Below are 16,073 nucleotides of genomic sequence, written 5' to 3'. Positions count from 1 at the left end.
AGCCGTACGGGATCAGCGGCGTGAGAGCCGGACGGGGGAGAGCTGCGAGCCGTACCGGATCAGCCCCGCACGGTCAGCTCCGCAGCGCCTTCGCCAGATACGGCGCCGTGCGGCTCCCGGCCTCCCGCGCCACCTCGGCCGGGGTGCCGGCCGCGACGATCCGGCCGCCCCGGTCCCCGCCCTCGGGGCCCAGGTCGATCACCTGGTCCGCGCCCGCCACCACGGCCATGTCGTGCTCCACGACCACCACCGTGTTCCCGGCGTCGACCAGCGCGTGCAACTGCCGCATCAGCACCTCCACATCGGCCGGATGCAGCCCTGTCGTCGGCTCGTCCAGCAGATACAGCGTGTGCCCGCGCCGGGTGCGCTGGAGCTCCGCCGCCAGCTTGATGCGCTGCGCCTCGCCTCCGGACAGCTCGGTCGCGGGCTGGCCGAGCCGCAGATAGCCGAGCCCCACGTCCAGCAGGGTGGTCAGTGCGCGCTCGACGGCCGGCGTCCCGGCGAAGAACTCGGCGGCCGACTCCACGGTGAGATCCAGGACCTGAGCGACCGTCAGTCCCTTCAGCGTGACGTCCAGGGTCTCCGGATTGTAGCGCGCACCGTGGCAGTCCGGGCAGGGCGCGTAGGTGCTGGGCAGGAACAGCAGCTCCACCGAGACGAAGCCCTCGCCCTGGCAGGTCTCGCACCGCCCGCCGCTCACGTTGAACGAGAACCGCCCCGCCCCGTAGCCGCGCTCCCGCGCTGTCTCCGTCCGCGCGAACAGCTTCCGTACGCCGTCGAACAGGCCGGTGTACGTGGCCAGATTGGACCGCGGCGTCCGGCCGATGGGCTTCTGGTCGACCTGGACGAGCCGGTCCACCGCCTCCAGGCCGGTGGCCGCCCGGCAGTACCGCTCGCCCGGTCCCGGCTCCTCGCCCGCCTGCCGGTCCGCGAGCACCCCGGCGAGCACCTGGCCGACCAGGGTCGACTTGCCCGAGCCGGACACCCCGGTCACCGCCGTGAACACCCCGAGCGGGAACGCCACGTCGACGCCCCGCACATTGTGCCGCTCCACGCCGGTGAGCCGGATCCACCCGGACGGCGTGCGCGGCTCCCGAACCGGCGCGGGCCCCTCCTCGAACAGAAACCGCCGCGTCGCCGACTCCGGAACCTGGGCGAGCCCCTCCGGCGGCCCGCTGTGCAGCACCCGCCCGCCGTGCTCCCCCGCCAGCGGGCCCACGTCCACCAGCCAGTCCGCCCGCCGCACCACGTCCATCTGGTGCTCCACCACGAAGACCGAGTTCCCGGCCTCCTTCAGCCGGCTCAGGACTTCGAGCAGCGCCTCCGTGTCCGCCGGATGCAGCCCGGCCGACGGCTCGTCCAGCACATAGACGACACCGAAAAGACCCGACCTCAACTGCGTTGCCAGCCGCAGCCGTTGAAGCTCACCGGAGGACAGGGTCGGGGCCGTGCGGTCCAGGCTCAGATAGCCGAGCCCCAGCTCCGTCACCGTCCCGATCCGCGCCAGCAGACCGCCCGTCAGCACCCGGGCCGTTTCCTCGCCGTGGGCCCCGGCCTCCGCCAGCACCTCGGACAGCACGGACAGCGGCAGCCCGGCCAGCTCCGCGATGGTCCGCCCGGCGAACGTCACCGCCATCGCCTCGGGCCGCAGTCGGCTCCCGCCGCACACCGGGCACGGGGCACTGGCCAGGAAGCGCTCAGCCTTCGCCCGCAGCGACCGGCTCTTGGTGTCGGCGAAGGTGTGCAGCACATAGCGCCGGGCGCTCATGTACGTACCCTGGTACGGGCGTTGGATCCGGCCTGCGTCCCGTACCGGATGCACCGTCACCACCGGCTGTTCGTCGGTGAACAGGATCCACTTCCGGTCCTTCGCCGACAGCTCGCGCCACGGCCGGTCGACGTCGTACCCCAGCGCGTCCAGCACATCCCGCAGGTTCTTCCCCTGCCAGGCACCCGGCCAGGCGGCGATCGCCCCCTCCCGGATCGTCAGCGAGGGATCGGGGACGAGCAGCTCCTCGTCCGTCCGGTGGATCCGTCCCAGCCCATGGCACTGCGGGCACGCCCCGACAGCGGTGTTGGGGGAGAAGGAGTCGGAGTCCAGCCGCTCGGCCCCCGGCGGATAGTCCCCCGCGCGGGAGAAGAGCATCCGCAGCGAATTGGAGAGCGTGGTCACCGTCCCGACGGACGACCGGGCCCCCGGGGCGGAGCGCCGCTGCTCCAGCGAGACGGCGGGCGGCAGCCCGGTGATCTCCCCGACCGCCGGCGCGCCCACCTGATGGATCAGCCGCCGGGCGTACGGGGCGACCGACTCGAAGTAGCGGCGCTGCGCCTCCGCGTAGATGGTTCCGAACGCCAGCGAGGACTTCCCCGACCCCGACACGCCCGTGAAGACGGTCAGGGTGTCGCGCGGGATGTCGACCCGGACGTTCTTGAGGTTGTGCTCGCGGGCGCCGCGCACCCGGACGTACGGATCGTGGGGGGAGGGCATGGGGCTCGGCTCCGTACGGGTGGGGTGCTGACGCCTGGACCTGGAGGGACAAACAGTTCGATTCTAGGCGTCAGTGCCGGTGGCGGCCGCCCGGGACCGGGCAGCGCGCGGCATGGGCATCAGCCCGGGCGGGCGATCCGCGCGAGCCGCCGCAGCGAGTCAATCAGCCCTTCCCGGTCGTACGTGCTGGTCGTGACGAGCACCTCGTCCGCCCCGGTCTCCCCGATCGCCCGCTCCAGCTGGGCGGTCACCTGGTCCTCGGTGCCGTGGATGTGGCCGTCGAGCCCCCGCTCGTACAGCGACCGCTCCTTGGCCGTCATGGTGAGCGCCTCGACCCGCTCGGCCGGGGCCAGCGGCGGAAAGTCCCCGTGCGTACGGGAGTACGCCATGGCCCACGCCTCCGGTACGAGCAGCCGGCGGGCCGCTTCCTCGGTGCCCGCGACGGCCACCGTGCCCGCGACGATCACCTCGGGCCGCTCGGCGCGGGCTGAGGGGCGGAAGTCGCGGCGGTAGACCTCGATGGCGCGCAGCACCTTCTCCCTGCCGCGCAGATCGCCGATGACGAGGGGGAGCCCGGTGGCCGCGGCCACCGACGCGCCCTCGCCGATCGCGAGCACGTACGCGGGGATGCGCAGGCCCTCCGCCGGGTGGGCGTGCACCCCGGGGTGGGCCTGCTGGGTGCCGTCGATCCAGCCGAGCAGTTCGGTGAGGCGTCCGGGGAAGTCCTCGGCGTCCTCCTTGCCGTGGCCGAGCGCCCGCCGTACGCCGTCTGTGAAACCCACGGAGCGGCCGAGCCCCATGTCGATCCGGCCGGGGAAGAGGGAGGCGAGCACCCCGAACTGCTCGGCGACGACCAGCGGCCGGTGGTTGGGCAGCATCACTCCGCCGGTGCCGACCCGGATGGTGGAGGTCGCGGCGGCGACGGCGGCCGCCAGCACCGTCGGCGCCGACCCCGCGACGCCCGGCACCCCGTGGTGCTCGGAGACCCAGAAGCGGTGGAAGCCGAGCGCTTCCGCCTCCCGGGCCAGGTCCACGGTGTCGCGCAGCGCCCGGGGGGCGTCGTGCCCTTCACGGGTGCGGGAACGGTCCAGGACGGAGAAGCGGGTCGACGCGATCACGGAGCTCACGCTCAGTTCAACGCGCTCGTTCCGCAGGGATTCCCGAGGCGCTTCCTCAGCTGTTCCTAAGCTGGGGGAGTGAGTGACGACGCACGGCCGCTGGCCGTTTTCGACCTGGACGGCACGCTTGCCGACACCGCCCACCGACAGCACTTCCTGGAGGGCGCGAAGCGCGACTGGCCCGGGTTCTTCGCCGCGGCCGTGGACGATCCGCCGCTCCCGGCGGGCGTACGGATGGTGCTCGCGAGCGCCGAGGAGTGCCGCATCGTCTATCTGACCGGACGGCCCGAGCGGTGCCGCCGCGACACCGTGCGCTGGCTGAGCCGTCAGGGGCTGCCCGAGGGCACGCTGTTCATGCGGCGCAACGACGACCGCCGCCCCGCCCGCCGGACGAAGCTGGACATCCTCCGGCGGCTGGGGCGGACGGGGCAGGTGCGCATGCTCGTGGACGACGACGAGCTGGTCTGCGATGCGGCCGAGGTGGCCGGATTTGCCGTGGTGCGGGCCCGCCTGGCCGATCCTTCGGCGGCGCTGAAGGATGCGCAGGAACGCGAGGGGCGTACCTGATCAGGTATTTTCGTCGAGCCGGAAACCGACCTTCAGGCCGACTTGATAGTGCGCGATTCGGCCATCTTCGATATGGCCGCGAACTTGATTAATCTCGAACCAATCGAGATTGTGCAACGTTTCCGCCGCTCTTGCGACGCCGTTCCGGATCGCCGCGTCGATGCCCTCCTCGGAGGTTCCTACGATCTCGGTGACCCGATAGGTGTGGTTCGCCATTGTTTGTCTCCTCTCCTGTGACCACGTTGCCCCAATCCCGGGTGTCCCGCGAGGGGGAGGGCGGGGCGAATCGGGACGGGCGTCCGCCTTGACCTACTGATTGGTCCATACCAAAATTCAGCCAACCACCCGTGCGAGCGCCGCCCGCAATCCCCCACACCGGGTCCGATTTCGTCGTGCCGTTTCGCAGAAGGTGACCACGTGAAGAACCGCATCCTGGCCGGAGCCATCGCGCTCGTCTCGACCGTCGCACTCGGCGGATGCGGCTACATATCGGGCTCGGGCGGCGGTGACCGCACGGTGACGGTCTGGCTGATGAAGGACAGCGTCTCGCCCGGCTTCCTGGACAAGTTCACCCGCTCGTACGAGGAGGAGAACCCCTCGATCGAGCTGGACTTCAAGATCCAGGAGTGGAGCGGCATCGGCCCCAAGGTCATCTCCGCGCTGGAGGGCGACGACGCCCCGGACGTGATCGAGGTCGGAAACACGCAGGTCGCGCAGTACGCGGAGAGCGGCGGCCTGCGGGATCTGACCCTCGAATCGATGCGCGACCTGGGCAGCGAGGACTGGCTGCCCGGCCTGGCCCAGCCCGGCAGCATCAACGGTGTGCAGTACGGCATCCCCTGGTACGCGGCCAACCGGGTGGTGATCTACAACAAGGAGATCTTCGAGGGAGCGGGCATCGACTCCGTCCCGAAGACGCGCACCGAGTGGATCGCCACCACCGAGAAGCTCAACAACGCGGGGAATCAAGGCATTTACCTGGCCGGCCAGAACTGGTACGTGCTCGCCGGATTCATCTGGGACGAGGGCGGCGAGCTCGCCGACGAGAACGGCGGCGACTGGCAGGGCGCCCTGGACACCCCGCAGGCCCTGGCGGGCATGGAGTTCTACCAGGAACTCCAGGCGCTCGGCGACGGCCCCAAGGACGCCGACGAGGAGAAGCCCCCGCAGACCGACGTATTCGCCCAGGGCGATGTCGCCCAGATCATCTCGGTGCCTGGCAGCGCCGCGCTCATCGAGCAGAAGAATCCCGAACTCAAGGGAAAACTCGGCTACTTCCCCATTCCCGGCAAGACCGCGAAAGCCCCAGGCTCGGTATTCACCGGCGGCTCCGACCTCATCGTCCCGAAGAACGCCGACGAGCGCAGCGCCGGCATCGCCGTCGTCAAGGCGCTGGCGAGCGAGAAGTGGCAGACGGAGCTCGCCCGGAGCATGAGCTACGTTCCCAACAAGCCGAACCTCGCCCATGTCATCGAGGGCGACGAAGGCACCGCGGCGATGGCCGAAGGCGCCACGCGCGGCCGCGCCACCCCCAACTCGTCCCAGTGGGCCAGGGTCGAGGCGGAGAACCCGATCAAGCCCTACATGACGGCCGTGCTCCAGGGCGGCGACCCGGCCCAGGAGGCCAAGACCGCCTCCGAGCGCATCACGGCCATGCTCACCGGCAGCGGCTGAGCCCACGCCCGGGGCGGCGGACGGCGGCCGGGGGGATCCGGGCGGCGGCCCGGCGGACGCTCCGTCCCTGGGATTCAGCCGTCGCACATCCGCGCTCCCCACGGCGGTCACGTCGAATCCAGCCGGTAACGGGAGAAGTAGGGGGTCGGTGCGTCGCACCCGCGACGGCCCGGCCCCTGACCGCTCCCGTCCCCGGAGACCGCCATGACCGTGCTGCCCGTCGCCCCGCACCCCGCCGCTCCCGCCCCGCACCCCGCCGCTCCCGCCTCCGCCCCGGCCCTCGCCTCCGCCCGGGCTCCTGCCTCCGTCCCCGGCCCCGCTTCTGCCTCCGGCCCCCAACCGGCCACCGCCCCGGAACCCGCCTACCGCGTCTCCCTCGCCACCTGCCAGGAGGACCTGCGCGCGGCGCAGCGCCTGCGCCACCTGGTGTTCGCCGGTGAGCTCGGAGCCCGGCTCGAGGGGCCCGAACCCGGTCTGGACAGCGACGCCTTCGACGCGTACTGCGACCACCTCCTGGTCCGCGAGACCGCCACCGGAGACGTCGCCACCTACCGGCTGCTGCCCCCGGACCGGGCCCGGAGCGCCGGACGCCTCTACGCGGAGAGCGAGTTCGACCTCACCCGGCTCGCCCCGATCCGCCACGACCTCGTAGAGGTCGGCCGCTCCTGCGTCCACCCCGCACACCGCGACGGCGCGGTCGTCGCCCTCGTCTGGGCCGGACTCGCCCGCTACATGGAGGGCACCGGCCACACCTGGATCGCGGGCTGCTGCTCCCTGCCGCTGGCCGACGGCGGCGTGTCGGCCGCCCGGAGCTGGAACACCGTACGCGCGTCGCACCTCGCGCCCCAGGAGCACTGGGTCACCCCGCACCGCCTCTGGGACTCCTCCGCCCACGGCACGGAAGCCGGCTCCCGGGCCGACCTCCCGCCCCTGCTGCGCGGCTACCTCCGGCTCGGCGCCCAGGTCTGCGGAGCCCCGGCGTACGACCCCGACTTCAACGTCGCCGACCTGTACGTCCTGCTCTCGATGCGCCGCACCGACCCGCGCTACCTGCGCCACTTCCTCTCCCTGGCCCCGCTGCGATGAGTGTCTGGCTGCCCGTCGCCCCGTGCACCCCGGCCGGCTGCGCCCGGCACACCGGAGCGGTACGCGCTCCGCTGCCCGCCGCCCTCCTGCTGCTGTCCGGGTGCACCCTGGTCCTGCTGGGAGTCGCCTGCGTCCCGCTGGTCCGGCTGCTCGGGCCCGCCCCGCGGCGCCGGCTGATCCGGCGCTGGGCGCACGCCGTTCCACGGGCGTTCGGCGTACGCGTCACGGTCCGGCGGCACGCGGTGGACCACCCCTCGGGCGACGCCCCGGGCGGGGAACTCGTCGTCGCCAACCACATCTCCTGGCTCGACATACCGCTGGTCGCCTCCGTGCTGCCCGGGCGGATGGTCGCCAAGAGCGAGATCCGGCGCTGGCCGCTGCTGGGCCCCCTCGCCGCGCTCGGCGGCACCCTGTTCATCGACCGCGAACGGCTGCGCGCCCTGCCCGCCGCCGTACGGACCATCGCGACGGCCCTGCGCTCCGGTTCCCGGGTCGTGGTCTTCCCCGAGGGCAGCACCTGGTGCGGACGGGGAGGCGGCGGCGCGTTCCGGCCCGCCGCGTTCCAGGCGGCGATCGACGTCGGCGCGACGGTCCGGCCGGTCCGCGTCGCCTACCGCACCGCGGCACACCACGACGGACCGGCCGCGGGCGCCGTCGCCTTCGTCGGGTCCGACCCGCTCGCTGCCTCCCTGTGGCGGGTGGTGCGGGCGGCCGGGCTCACCGCCCACATCGACGTGCTCGCGCCGATCCCCGCAGACGGCGAGAACGGCCGCCGCGCCCTGGCCGACAGGGCACGAACGGCCGTCCTCAACACGGAAAAACCCTGCCGCTGCTGTCAGACCGCCGTGGCCAGCGACAGGGCGAACCGGCCCGCCGAGTCCGTCCACCACTGAGCCGGCCGCATACCGGCGGCGGCCAGTTCCTCGCGGACGTCCTCCTGCCGGAACTTCGCCGACACTTCCGTACGCAGCTCCTCACCGGCCTCGAACGGCACCACGAGATCCAGCTCCCGGATCTTGACGCTCAGCGCCCGGCGGGCCCGCAGCCGCATCTCGATCCACCGCTCCCGCGGGTTCCACACCGCCAGGTGATCGAAGTCGTCGAGCGGGAAATCGGCCCCCAACTCACGGTTGACGACGCTCAGAACGTTCTTGTTGAAGGCCGCCGTCACCCCCGCCGCGTCGTCGTACGCGGCCACCAGCGTCTCCTCCTCCTTCACCAGGTCCGTGCCCAGCAGCAGCGCGTCACCGGGCGAGAGAAGCGAGCGCACCGACCGCAGGAACGCCGCCCGCTCCTCCGGCAGCAGATTGCCGATCGTGCCGCCCAGGAACAGCACAAGGCGCGGCCCCGGCGTCCCCGGCAGGGCCAGGCCGCCGGTGAAGTCCGCGATCAGTCCGTGGACGGACAGCTCGGGGTGTTCGGCGAGCAGCGACTCGGCCGCCCCCGTCAGCGCGCTCTCGCTCACATCCACGGGAACGTAACTGTGCAAGTCGGGGAGGACGTCCAGGAGATGGCGGGTCTTCTCGGACGACCCCGAGCCCAGCTCGATCACGGTCCGGGCCCCCGAAGCCGCGGCGATCTCCTCGGCGCGGGTCTGCAGGATCTCCCGCTCCGCGCGGGTCGGGTAATACTCCGGCAGCCGGGTGATCTCCTCGAACAGCTCGCTGCCGCGGGCGTCGTAGAACCACTTCGGCGGCAGCGTCTTGGGATGCCGGGTCAGGCCGCTCAGAACGTCGGCGCGCAGCGCCGCGTCCGTCGCGTCCACCGGCAGGGTACGGGTCAGCAGAAAGGGACTCACGCGGCGGGCTCCTTGAGCGGGGTGAGCAGGACGTCCGAGGCGGTCGCGACCAGCAGCGTGCGGTCGGGGACCTCGCGCCAGAGCGGGTCGTCGTCGTACGGCTCCGAGGCGACCGCGGTGCGGCGGCCCGGCTCCGTGAGGTACCAGAGGGTGTCGCCCCAGGCGGTCGCCGTGATGGTGGCGCCGTCGGTGAGCAGCAGATTCAGCCGGGAGCCGGGCGCGGCGGCCGCGACCTCGCGGACCGTCTCCGCGACGGCGCGCGGCACGTCGTCCCCGGCGTCCATCCGGTGCCGGATCAGCGCCCAGACCAGTGCCGAGTCGTTACGGGCGGCCAGCGACAGCAGCTTCTCCGCGGGCAGGGCGGCGGCCGCGCCGGCGAGCGAACCGGGCCAGCCCTTCACCGCCCCGTTGTGGCTGAACAGCATCCGCCCGGCGGCGTACGGCGCGGCCGCGGCCTCCCCGTCCGCACCCGCCTCGGTGGCATCCCGTACGGCGGCGAGCAGCGCGGTGCTGCGGACCACCCGGGCCAGGTCGGTGAAGGTCTCGTCGCCCCATATGGGGCCTTGCCGGCGGTAGCGTCCGGGCACCGGATCCCCGTCCGCGTACCAACCGACGCCGAAACCGTCCGCGTTGACCGTTCCGTAGCGCTGGCGGCGCGGCTCCCAGGACTGCCGCACCAACGAGTGCTCAGGCCGCAGCAGAACATCGCCGAGCGCCACCGGACCGCCCACGTAGGCGATATGGCGGCACATCAGGCATCCCTCGCGGTACGGAAACCGGCGAAGATCTGCCGCCGCACCGGGAGGTCCCAGTTGCGGAAGGTGCCCCGGCAGGCGACCTGGTCCACGGCGAACGAACCACCGCGCAGCACCTTGTGGCCCGGGCCGAAGAACACTTCCGAATACTCGCGGTAGGGAAACGCCACGAACCCCGGGTAGGGCAGGAAGTCGCTGGCGGTCCACTCCCACACATCGCCGATCAGCTGCCCCGCCCCGGAGGGCGACCGGCCCTGCGGATACGCCCCGGACCGCGCCGGACGCAGATGGCGCTGCCCCAGGTTGGCCCGCTCCGGCGTCGGATCCTCGTCGCCCCACGGATAGCGCCTGGAGCGGCCGGAGACCGGATCGTGCCGGGCGGCCTTCTCCCACTCGCTCTCCGTGGGCAGCCGCCGCCCCGCCCAGCGGGCGTACGCGTCCGCCTCGTACCAGCTGACGTGCAGCACCGGCTCGTCGTCCGGCACCGGCTCGGTCACCCCGAACCGGCGGCGCAGCCACTGCCCGGCATCCCGGCGCCAGAACAGCGGTGCTTCCAGGTCGTGTTCCTGGATCATGGTCCAGCCCTCGGGAGCCCACCAACGGGCGTCCCCGTAACCGCCGTCCTCGATGAAGCGGAGGTACGCGCCACAGGTGACCGGCGAGGTGTCCAGGTGGAACGCCGCCACCTCGCGCCGGTGCGCGGGGCGTTCGTTGTCCAGGGCCCACGGCTCGGCGGAGGTTCCCATCGTGAACGGGCCCCCGGGAACGAGGACTTCGTCCGAGAACGCCTCGGCGTCGACGGGTGCGGGCGGGGCGGGTGCGGTGAGCGCCGCCGGTCCCGTACGCAGCTGATGGGTGATCAACATGGTCTCGTCGTGCTGCTGTTCGTGCTGGGCGATCATCCCGAAGGCGAACCCGGCACGCTCCAACGGCCGCCCGCCCTCGTGCAGAGGTGCGCCCTCCAGCAGGTCCAGCGCCCGCCCCCGTACGTCGGAGGCGTACGTCCGGGCCTCGGCGGGGGCCAGGAGCGGCAGCGAGGGACGGGAGGCGCGGGAGTGCTCGAAGGCGTTGTACAGCCCGTCGATCTCCGGGCGCAGTGCCTCCCGGCCACCGACGGCACGCAGCAGCCACTGCTCCTCCTGGTTGCCGATGTGCGCCAGGTCCCAGACCAGCGGCGACATCAACGGGGAGTGCTGCGCGGTCAGTTCGCCATCGTCCACACTGTCGGTGAGCAGGGCGGTACGGTCGCGGGCGGTCAGCAGCGCGTCGAGGGCGCGCCTCCGCAGGGTCTCCGGATCGATGCCCGACGCGACGGGAAAGCCGGCCGATGCGGTGGAACGGGCGGGGTCGAAGGCGTCGGAGTGCTCGCGGTGTGCGAAGTCCTCACGGGGCTCGGTCATGCGGAGGCCGCCTTTCCGGGATGCGGCGGGATCGTCGGCCGGCCGACGACCGGGCCCGCGGGCGGTCCGGTCGGCGGACCGGGGCGGGAGAGCGAGCTCGGATCGGACGGCGTGCTCGGATCGGCGAGCGAGCCCGGGTCGCAGAACGGGCTCGGATCCGTGAGCGGCCCCGGATCGGTGAGCAGGCTCGGGTCGGTGAGGTCGCCAGGGTCCGGCAGATCGTCGGCCGGACATCGGCCCCGGGCGACATAACGGTCGGTGAAGGCGGCCACGGTGTCGCGCACCGCGTCGCTCGCCCCCATCCGCCCCAGCGCCGGGAGCGCCGCCCCGAAGCAGGCCGTGGCCGCGGCCCGCAACTCCGGATCGGCGAGACCCTCGCGGGCAGCGGTCGTCCAGAGCGGGTTACGTGGGGCGGCCGCGGGCCCCGCCGTCTCGGCCAGCGGTTTCACGGCGCGGTAAACGGTCTCGGCGGCCTCCGGGTCGTCGAACAGAGCCGTGGCGACGGCGAGCGGCACCAGCCACCCGTTGGGCCCGCTCTGCGCGTCGATCATGCGCAGCTCCAGATGGCCACGCGGCCGGACCGGCGGGAACAGCGTGGTGAGGTGGTAGTCGAGATCTGCCTGCACCGGCGGCCGGGGCGACCCGGTGCGGATCCACTCGCGGAAGGTGAGCCCCTCCGGCACGTCCCACGGGCCCGACTCGCGCCGGATGCACAGCACGGTCGTGTCCAGAACATGTGCGGCCCAGGCCTCGCGCGGGGCGCGCCCGTGGCCCGGGGCGAGGGTCCGGCCCGGGTCGAGGTCGGCCCACAGCGACTGCCGGGTGGAGCGCCAGCCGGTCCGCCGCCCCTGCTGGAACGGCGAATTCGCGAACGCTGCCACCAGCACCGCGCCCAGCAGGTGCGCGAGCTGCCAGCGCCGTCCGTAACCGAGCGGCCCCGGCTCTTCCTCGCCTGCGTCCAGACAGACCTGGACCGACGCGGAGGCGCACATCATGGTCCGCCCGGCCGGCCCCGACCGGTCCAGCGCGACCTCCATCGCGTCGTAACGGGGCTCCCGCAGGCGGCGGCGCGGCGACTGCCACGGGTCGACACCGAGCCCGACCGGCGCGAGCCCGACCGCGCCGAGCGAGGCGCGGACCGCCGCCAGATCGCCCGCAGTCGTCTCGACGCACTCCATCAACGAGCCGGCCGGCTGCGAACTCAGCTCCAGCTGCCCGCCCGGCTCGAACGTCAGCGCGGCGCTCAGCGGCAGCGCGCGGACCGCCTCGACGGCGCTGTCCAGCCGCTCCTGCCCGACCGGGACGTCCGGACGTTCCCGGTCATGGATGAGCCATTCGAGTTCCACGCCCACGGTTCGGGGCGGACCCGTCTTGAAACATATGCCGCGCAGTAAATCCTCTGCCCCGCTCTCATCGAGGGGGGCGGCGTCCGGTCGCGAGCCGGTTGCGCCGGGAATGTCCAAGGCCATGAGGGCCTCCTTCTCAGCTGCCTGCCTACCAGCCAAACCCGTACCCGGAGATCGCACAAGGGTGCCCCCGAGCCAGGAAAATCCGATTGCGCCCAGGCCGGGTTCCCCGCCAGCATGCCCCGTATGCACCACACGGGGGAGCGCCGGTGAGCGCGCGGCTGCGCGGCATCGCGCGCGAGACAGAAGCGGTCGTCGAGGCCGGGCGGTACCGCAACGCAGCAGGTCAGGACGTGTCCATCGAGCGAGCCGTGGCCGCCGCACGCTCCGGCACCAGGCTCTACGGCCCGGATCCGGTGCCCGTCGCCGCCCTGGACACCGACCGCACCCCGCACATCGAGGTCACCGGCGAGAGCAGCCTCGCAGCCGCCCGCCGGATGACCGGCGAGGCCCCCGGCCGGGTTGCCGTCCTCAGCTACGCCTCGGCCCGCAACCCCGGGGGCGGCTACCTCAACGGCGCCCAGGCCCAGGAGGAGGCCCTGTGCCGCGGATCGGCCCTCCACACGACCCTGCTGCGCGCCCCCGAGTACTACGCGCACCACCGCGCGGAGCGCAGCGCCTTCTACACCGACCGGGTGATCCACTCGCCCGCCGTGCCGGTCTTCCGCGACGACCGGGGCCACTTCCTGGACGCCCCGTACACGGCGGGATTCCTCACCTCGCCCGCGCCGAACGCCGGAGTGATCCGACGGCAGACCCCCGAGGCCGCCCACCGCGTCCCGGCCGCCCTCGCCTCCCGCGCCGAACGGGTGCTGGAGGTCGCGGCCGTACGGGGCTACCGCAGACTCGTCCTGGGCGCCTGGGGCTGCGGAGTGTTCCGACACGACCCGGGGCAGGTGGCGGAGGCGTTCCGGGCGCTGATCGGCGAGGGCGGCCGGTTCGGCGGCCACTTCGAGCAGATCGTCTTCGGCATCCTGGACCGGAACCCCGACTCCGCCGCCCGGGCCGCCTTCGCGCGGGCCTTCGCCTGATCCGGGGCCCGCAAGGGCGTGCCGCCCGGCGGCGGCCGTAAGAGCATGCCGCACGGGCTCCGCTCCGGGGTCTGCGGCCGGGGGCCTGCCCAGGGTCTGTGGCCCGGATCCTGGCCCCCGGGTGGCCCGGGTTCCGCCCCCCGGGGTCTGCGGCAGGGGCCCCGCCCAGGTCCTGCCGACCACGCGGCGGCAGGCCCGCTCAGCTCCAGCCGTACCGCTCGCGCAGCCGCCCGACGACCCGGTCGAAGCGCTCCCGGTCCAGGGCGCACGCCTCCCGCCGCATCCCGTCCTCGTGGACCCGCAGCACCCGGTCCAGATCGGCCCAGGACGGCCGCCCCGAGCTGTCCCAGGGGCCCGCGCCCAGCGCCACCCACTCGTGGTCCCGGTCGTGCTGCTTGCTGGAGAGCTGGACGGCGAGCAGCGTGCCCGCCTCCTCCCGGGCCACCACGAGCACCGGCCGGTCCTTCCCGCGCCCGTCGTTCTCCTCGAAGGGCACCCAGGTCCAGACGATCTCGCCGGGGTCGGGATCGCCGTCGCGATCGGGGGCGTAGGAGGTGCGCACGGACCCCACATCGTCGGGATCGGCCTGCACGGTGGCGGTCGGCCCGCTGCTGCCGGGCACGTCAAAGGGGTTGTCGGAACGGTACGCGCTGTCGTGGAACGTCATCGCAACACCGTAGAACGCCTGACCCCCGATCCCGGGAGCGGGGCGTCGGACCGGGGCCGCGGGGCGGCGTTCCGGCCACCGTGACCGGACCTGCGGGCCCCGGGCCGAAACCCGCCCCCACGGGTCTGGAAGACTGCCCGACGCCATGAGCCAGTTACCCCAGCAGCCCGCCGAAGTCTCCGTCCCGACCAGCGCCGATGTCGCGCGCCTCGCCGGAGTGTCCCGGGCCACCGTGTCGTACGTACTGAACAACAACGCCACCGTCCGGATCAGCGATCCCACCCGACGCCGGGTCAGGGAGGCCGCCCTCCAACTCGGTTACGTGCCGCACGCGGCTGCCCGCAGTCTGCGCGCCGGACACAGCCGCATGGTCCTGTTGCCCTCCGGCCACATACCCGGGGGGCCACCGCACCAGTATTTCTTCGAGGAACTCCAGTCCGGACTGCGCCGCCTGGACTACACCGTCGTCCAGTACGGCAGCGTCGGCCTCACCGCCGACGAGGCGGCCACGGCCTGGGCCGAACTGCGGCCCGTCGCCGTCGTCGTACCGCCGGGCATCGCGCTCACACCGCACGGCACCGGCATCCTGACCCGCTCCGGCGCCAAGGCGGTGATCACCCTGGGCCCCGACCCGGTGCCGGGGGCGCACGGCCTGGTCATGGACCAACGCCGGGTCGGGGTGAGCGCGGTCGAACACCTGCTGGCCCGCGGCCGACGCCACATCGGCGTGGTCATGCCCCAGGAACCGAGCCGGGCGTCCTTCGCCGAAACCCGCCTCGCCGGCGCCCGGCGCGCCGCCGCAGCCGCCGCGGCCCGTATCTGCCCGCTGCCGCTGCGGTACGAGGAGGAGTCCGCGCAGCGGCTGGCCGACCGCTGGCCGGACCTGGGACTGGACGCGGTGTTCGCGTACAACGACGAGTACGCCATGCTGATGATGCGCGCCCTCCAGGACGCCGGGGTGGCCGTGCCCGCCGACACGGCGGTGATCGGCGCGGACGACGCCCTCATCGGCAGACTGCTGCGCCCCCGGCTCAGCACGGTCCGGATGGAACTCGCCATGCCGCAACCGCTGGCAGAGACGATCGACCGCATGGTCCAGCACCCGGGCGGGTCACCGGTCCACCACGACCTGCTCCGCACCAGCGTGGTCCACCGGGAATCCAGCTGACCGCCTCCGGCGCGACGACATGCGCGGTGCACGGCGGGTGTCTAGCGTCGGAGGCATGAGCCATCCGCAGAGTTACGAGCTCCTCCTGATCCCCGACCACAGCAGGACGCGCAGCGGAGCCCCCGGCCGGCCGATCCGGTCCGCGGTCGTCGCCGCCACCGGCGAGACGGGGGCTTCGGGCTACCCCCGGTACGCGGGCGAGGGCATGGAGGCGGACGTCGATCCGGAGACCCGGACGGTGGAGGCCGTGCTCATCGACGGGGAGGAACTCGACTACGGCATGTCGGTCCGCGTAGCCGGAGCCGAGGGCGAGCGCCCCGCGCCCTGAGAACGCGTACGCACGGCCGGGCATGACCGAGACCCAGGGCCCCGACAACCGCGTGCTGGCCGCGCGCCCGGGCACGACTGAGGGCCCCGACCGCGTACACCGTGTCGACGGTGTCGGTCAGGGCCCCCGGGGCGTCCCGTGTGCCGGTCGGGCGGCTACTGGGGCTCCGGCTGTCCCTGCCCTTGCCCCTGCCCCTGCCCCGCCTCGGCCGCCCGCTTCTGCTCCTCGACGGACTTGCGGACCTCGTCCATGTCCAGATTCCGGGCCTGCCCGATGACGTCCTCCAGCGCCGCCTCGGGCAGGGCCCCGGGCTGCGAGAAGACCGCGACGTTGTCACGGACGATCATCAGCGTCGGGATGGAGCGGATCTCGAAGGCCGCCGCCAGCTCCTGCTGCGCCTCGGTGTCGACCTTGGCGAAGACCAGGTCCGGGTGGCGCTCGGAGGCCGAGTCGTAGACCGGCGCGAACTGCCGGCAGGGGCCGCACCAGGAAGCCCAGAAGTCGATCAGGACGAAATCGTTGTCGCTGACGACCTGATCGAAGTTTTCCTTGGTGAGCTCGACGGTGCTCATGCTGGGGATACCTCT

16 protein-coding genes are annotated in these 16,073 nt (G+C 73.0%); 7 read left to right on the top strand and 9 right to left on the bottom strand.

The window, feature by feature from the left end; genetic code table 11:
* Window positions 1-73 precede the first annotated feature (73 nt).
* Window positions 74-2,488, bottom strand: coding sequence for an excinuclease ABC subunit UvrA (gene uvrA, locus ACFWM7_RS03530; protein ID WP_383254547.1), 2,415 nt, complete (start codon window positions 2,486-2,488; stop codon window positions 74-76).
* Between the two features lie 119 nt (window positions 2,489-2,607).
* A complete protein-coding gene (locus tag ACFWM7_RS03525) occupies window positions 2,608-3,606 on the bottom strand; it encodes an MsnO8 family LLM class oxidoreductase (RefSeq protein WP_383254544.1) in 999 nt (332 codons plus the stop codon).
* A 78-nt stretch (window positions 3,607-3,684) separates the two neighbouring features.
* Here ACFWM7_RS03525 and ACFWM7_RS03520 point away from each other — a divergent pair, with 78 nt between their 5' ends.
* The gene (locus ACFWM7_RS03520) at window positions 3,685-4,173 is read left to right on the top strand and encodes a hypothetical protein (protein ID WP_383254542.1); all 489 of its coding nucleotides are present in this window, start codon (window positions 3,685-3,687) and stop codon (window positions 4,171-4,173) included.
* Here the strand turns inward: ACFWM7_RS03520 and ACFWM7_RS03515 are convergent, their stop codons facing one another.
* Window positions 4,174-4,389 (bottom strand): dodecin, encoded by a 216-nt coding sequence (locus ACFWM7_RS03515; protein ID WP_030081618.1) that lies wholly within the window; start codon window positions 4,387-4,389, stop codon window positions 4,174-4,176.
* A 201-nt stretch (window positions 4,390-4,590) separates the two neighbouring features.
* On the opposite strand from ACFWM7_RS03515, the gene ACFWM7_RS03510 reads away from it, so the two are divergent.
* The 3 genes from ACFWM7_RS03510 to ACFWM7_RS03500 all read left to right on the top strand — a co-directional run bounded on the left by ACFWM7_RS03510 (window position 4,591) and on the right by ACFWM7_RS03500 (window position 7,826).
* Window positions 4,591-5,847 (top strand): extracellular solute-binding protein, encoded by a 1,257-nt coding sequence (locus ACFWM7_RS03510; protein ID WP_383254540.1) that lies wholly within the window; start codon window positions 4,591-4,593, stop codon window positions 5,845-5,847.
* Window positions 5,848-6,051: 204 nt separating this feature from the next.
* Window positions 6,052-6,933: a GNAT family N-acetyltransferase gene (locus ACFWM7_RS03505; RefSeq protein ID WP_383254539.1), complete on the top strand. Its 882-nt coding sequence runs from the start codon at window positions 6,052-6,054 to the stop codon at window positions 6,931-6,933.
* Window positions 6,930-7,826 (top strand): lysophospholipid acyltransferase family protein, encoded by an 897-nt coding sequence (locus tag ACFWM7_RS03500; RefSeq protein ID WP_383254538.1) that lies wholly within the window; start codon window positions 6,930-6,932, stop codon window positions 7,824-7,826. Before ACFWM7_RS03505 ends, ACFWM7_RS03500 begins: the two co-directional genes overlap by 4 nt.
* Here ACFWM7_RS03500 and egtD read toward each other — a convergent pair.
* The 4 genes from egtD to egtA are packed head-to-tail and all read right to left on the bottom strand — an operon-like array spanning window position 7,769 to window position 12,355.
* Window positions 7,769-8,731, bottom strand: coding sequence for an L-histidine N(alpha)-methyltransferase (gene egtD / locus ACFWM7_RS03495; protein ID WP_383254536.1), 963 nt, complete (start codon window positions 8,729-8,731; stop codon window positions 7,769-7,771). The two genes, ACFWM7_RS03500 and egtD, sit on opposite strands and share 58 nt — an antisense overlap.
* Complete coding sequence (gene egtC / locus ACFWM7_RS03490) at window positions 8,728-9,483, bottom strand: ergothioneine biosynthesis protein EgtC (RefSeq protein ID WP_383254534.1); 756 nt, start codon at window positions 9,481-9,483, stop codon at window positions 8,728-8,730. Before egtC ends, egtD begins: the two co-directional genes overlap by 4 nt.
* Window positions 9,483-10,886 carry an ergothioneine biosynthesis protein EgtB gene (gene egtB, locus ACFWM7_RS03485; protein WP_383254532.1) on the bottom strand — a complete coding sequence of 468 codons (1,404 nt, stop codon included), beginning with the start codon at window positions 10,884-10,886 and terminating at the stop codon, window positions 9,483-9,485. The genes egtC and egtB overlap by 1 nt, the downstream gene beginning before the upstream one ends.
* Window positions 10,883-12,355, bottom strand: a complete 1,473-nt coding sequence (gene egtA, locus ACFWM7_RS03480) for an ergothioneine biosynthesis glutamate--cysteine ligase EgtA (protein WP_383254530.1) — start codon at window positions 12,353-12,355, stop codon at window positions 10,883-10,885. Before egtA ends, egtB begins: the two co-directional genes overlap by 4 nt.
* A 146-nt stretch (window positions 12,356-12,501) precedes the next feature.
* Between egtA and ACFWM7_RS03475 the strand changes: the two genes are divergently transcribed.
* Entirely contained in the window at window positions 12,502-13,323 is an 822-nt protein-coding gene (locus ACFWM7_RS03475; RefSeq protein ID WP_383254528.1) for a TIGR02452 family protein, read from the top strand.
* A gap of 199 nt (window positions 13,324-13,522) precedes the next feature.
* Here the strand turns inward: ACFWM7_RS03475 and ACFWM7_RS03470 are convergent, their stop codons facing one another.
* Complete coding sequence (locus ACFWM7_RS03470) at window positions 13,523-13,990, bottom strand: type II toxin-antitoxin system PemK/MazF family toxin (protein ID WP_383254526.1); 468 nt, start codon at window positions 13,988-13,990, stop codon at window positions 13,523-13,525.
* Window positions 13,991-14,135: 145 nt separating this feature from the next.
* Between ACFWM7_RS03470 and ACFWM7_RS03465 the strand changes: the two genes are divergently transcribed.
* Both ACFWM7_RS03465 and ACFWM7_RS03460 read left to right on the top strand, forming a co-directional pair.
* On the top strand, window positions 14,136-15,158 hold the full coding sequence (locus ACFWM7_RS03465) for a LacI family DNA-binding transcriptional regulator (RefSeq protein WP_383254524.1): 1,023 nt from the start codon (window positions 14,136-14,138) through the stop codon (window positions 15,156-15,158).
* Between the two features lie 55 nt (window positions 15,159-15,213).
* Window positions 15,214-15,486, top strand: coding sequence for a hypothetical protein (locus ACFWM7_RS03460; RefSeq protein ID WP_383254522.1), 273 nt, complete (start codon window positions 15,214-15,216; stop codon window positions 15,484-15,486).
* Between the two features lie 155 nt (window positions 15,487-15,641).
* Here ACFWM7_RS03460 and trxA read toward each other — a convergent pair whose 3' ends face one another.
* Entirely contained in the window at window positions 15,642-16,058 is a 417-nt protein-coding gene (trxA, locus tag ACFWM7_RS03455; protein WP_383254519.1) for a thioredoxin, read from the bottom strand.
* Between the last annotated feature and the right edge of the window lie 15 nt (window positions 16,059-16,073).

It is taken from the genome of Streptomyces sp. NPDC058375, from assembly GCF_042723425.1.
Classification (GTDB): domain Bacteria; phylum Actinomycetota; class Actinomycetes; order Streptomycetales; family Streptomycetaceae; genus Streptomyces; species Streptomyces durocortorensis.
The sequence above is the reverse complement of the archived record's forward strand: the minus strand, read 5'-3'. Positions and strand labels throughout refer to the sequence as shown.

Excerpts from the sequence above, each read along its gene's own strand:
- uvrA (WP_383254547.1), bottom strand. The coding sequence starts at position 2,488 with ATGCCCTCCCCCCACGATCCGTACGTCCGGGTGCGCGGCGCCCGCGAG.
- ACFWM7_RS03515 (WP_030081618.1), bottom strand. The coding sequence starts at position 4,389 with ATGGCGAACCACACCTATCGGGTCACCGAGATCGTAGGAACCTCCGAG.
- ACFWM7_RS03505 (WP_383254539.1), top strand. The coding sequence starts at position 6,052 with ATGACCGTGCTGCCCGTCGCCCCGCACCCCGCCGCTCCCGCCCCGCAC.
- ACFWM7_RS03500 (WP_383254538.1), top strand. The coding sequence starts at position 6,930 with ATGAGTGTCTGGCTGCCCGTCGCCCCGTGCACCCCGGCCGGCTGCGCC.
- egtC (WP_383254534.1), bottom strand. The coding sequence starts at position 9,483 with ATGTGCCGCCATATCGCCTACGTGGGCGGTCCGGTGGCGCTCGGCGAT.
- egtB (WP_383254532.1), bottom strand. The coding sequence starts at position 10,886 with ATGACCGAGCCCCGTGAGGACTTCGCACACCGCGAGCACTCCGACGCC.
- egtA (WP_383254530.1), bottom strand. The coding sequence starts at position 12,355 with ATGGCCTTGGACATTCCCGGCGCAACCGGCTCGCGACCGGACGCCGCC.
- ACFWM7_RS03470 (WP_383254526.1), bottom strand. The coding sequence starts at position 13,990 with ATGACGTTCCACGACAGCGCGTACCGTTCCGACAACCCCTTTGACGTG.
- ACFWM7_RS03465 (WP_383254524.1), top strand. The coding sequence starts at position 14,136 with ATGAGCCAGTTACCCCAGCAGCCCGCCGAAGTCTCCGTCCCGACCAGC.
- ACFWM7_RS03460 (WP_383254522.1), top strand. The coding sequence starts at position 15,214 with ATGAGCCATCCGCAGAGTTACGAGCTCCTCCTGATCCCCGACCACAGC.
- trxA (WP_383254519.1), bottom strand. The coding sequence starts at position 16,058 with ATGAGCACCGTCGAGCTCACCAAGGAAAACTTCGATCAGGTCGTCAGC.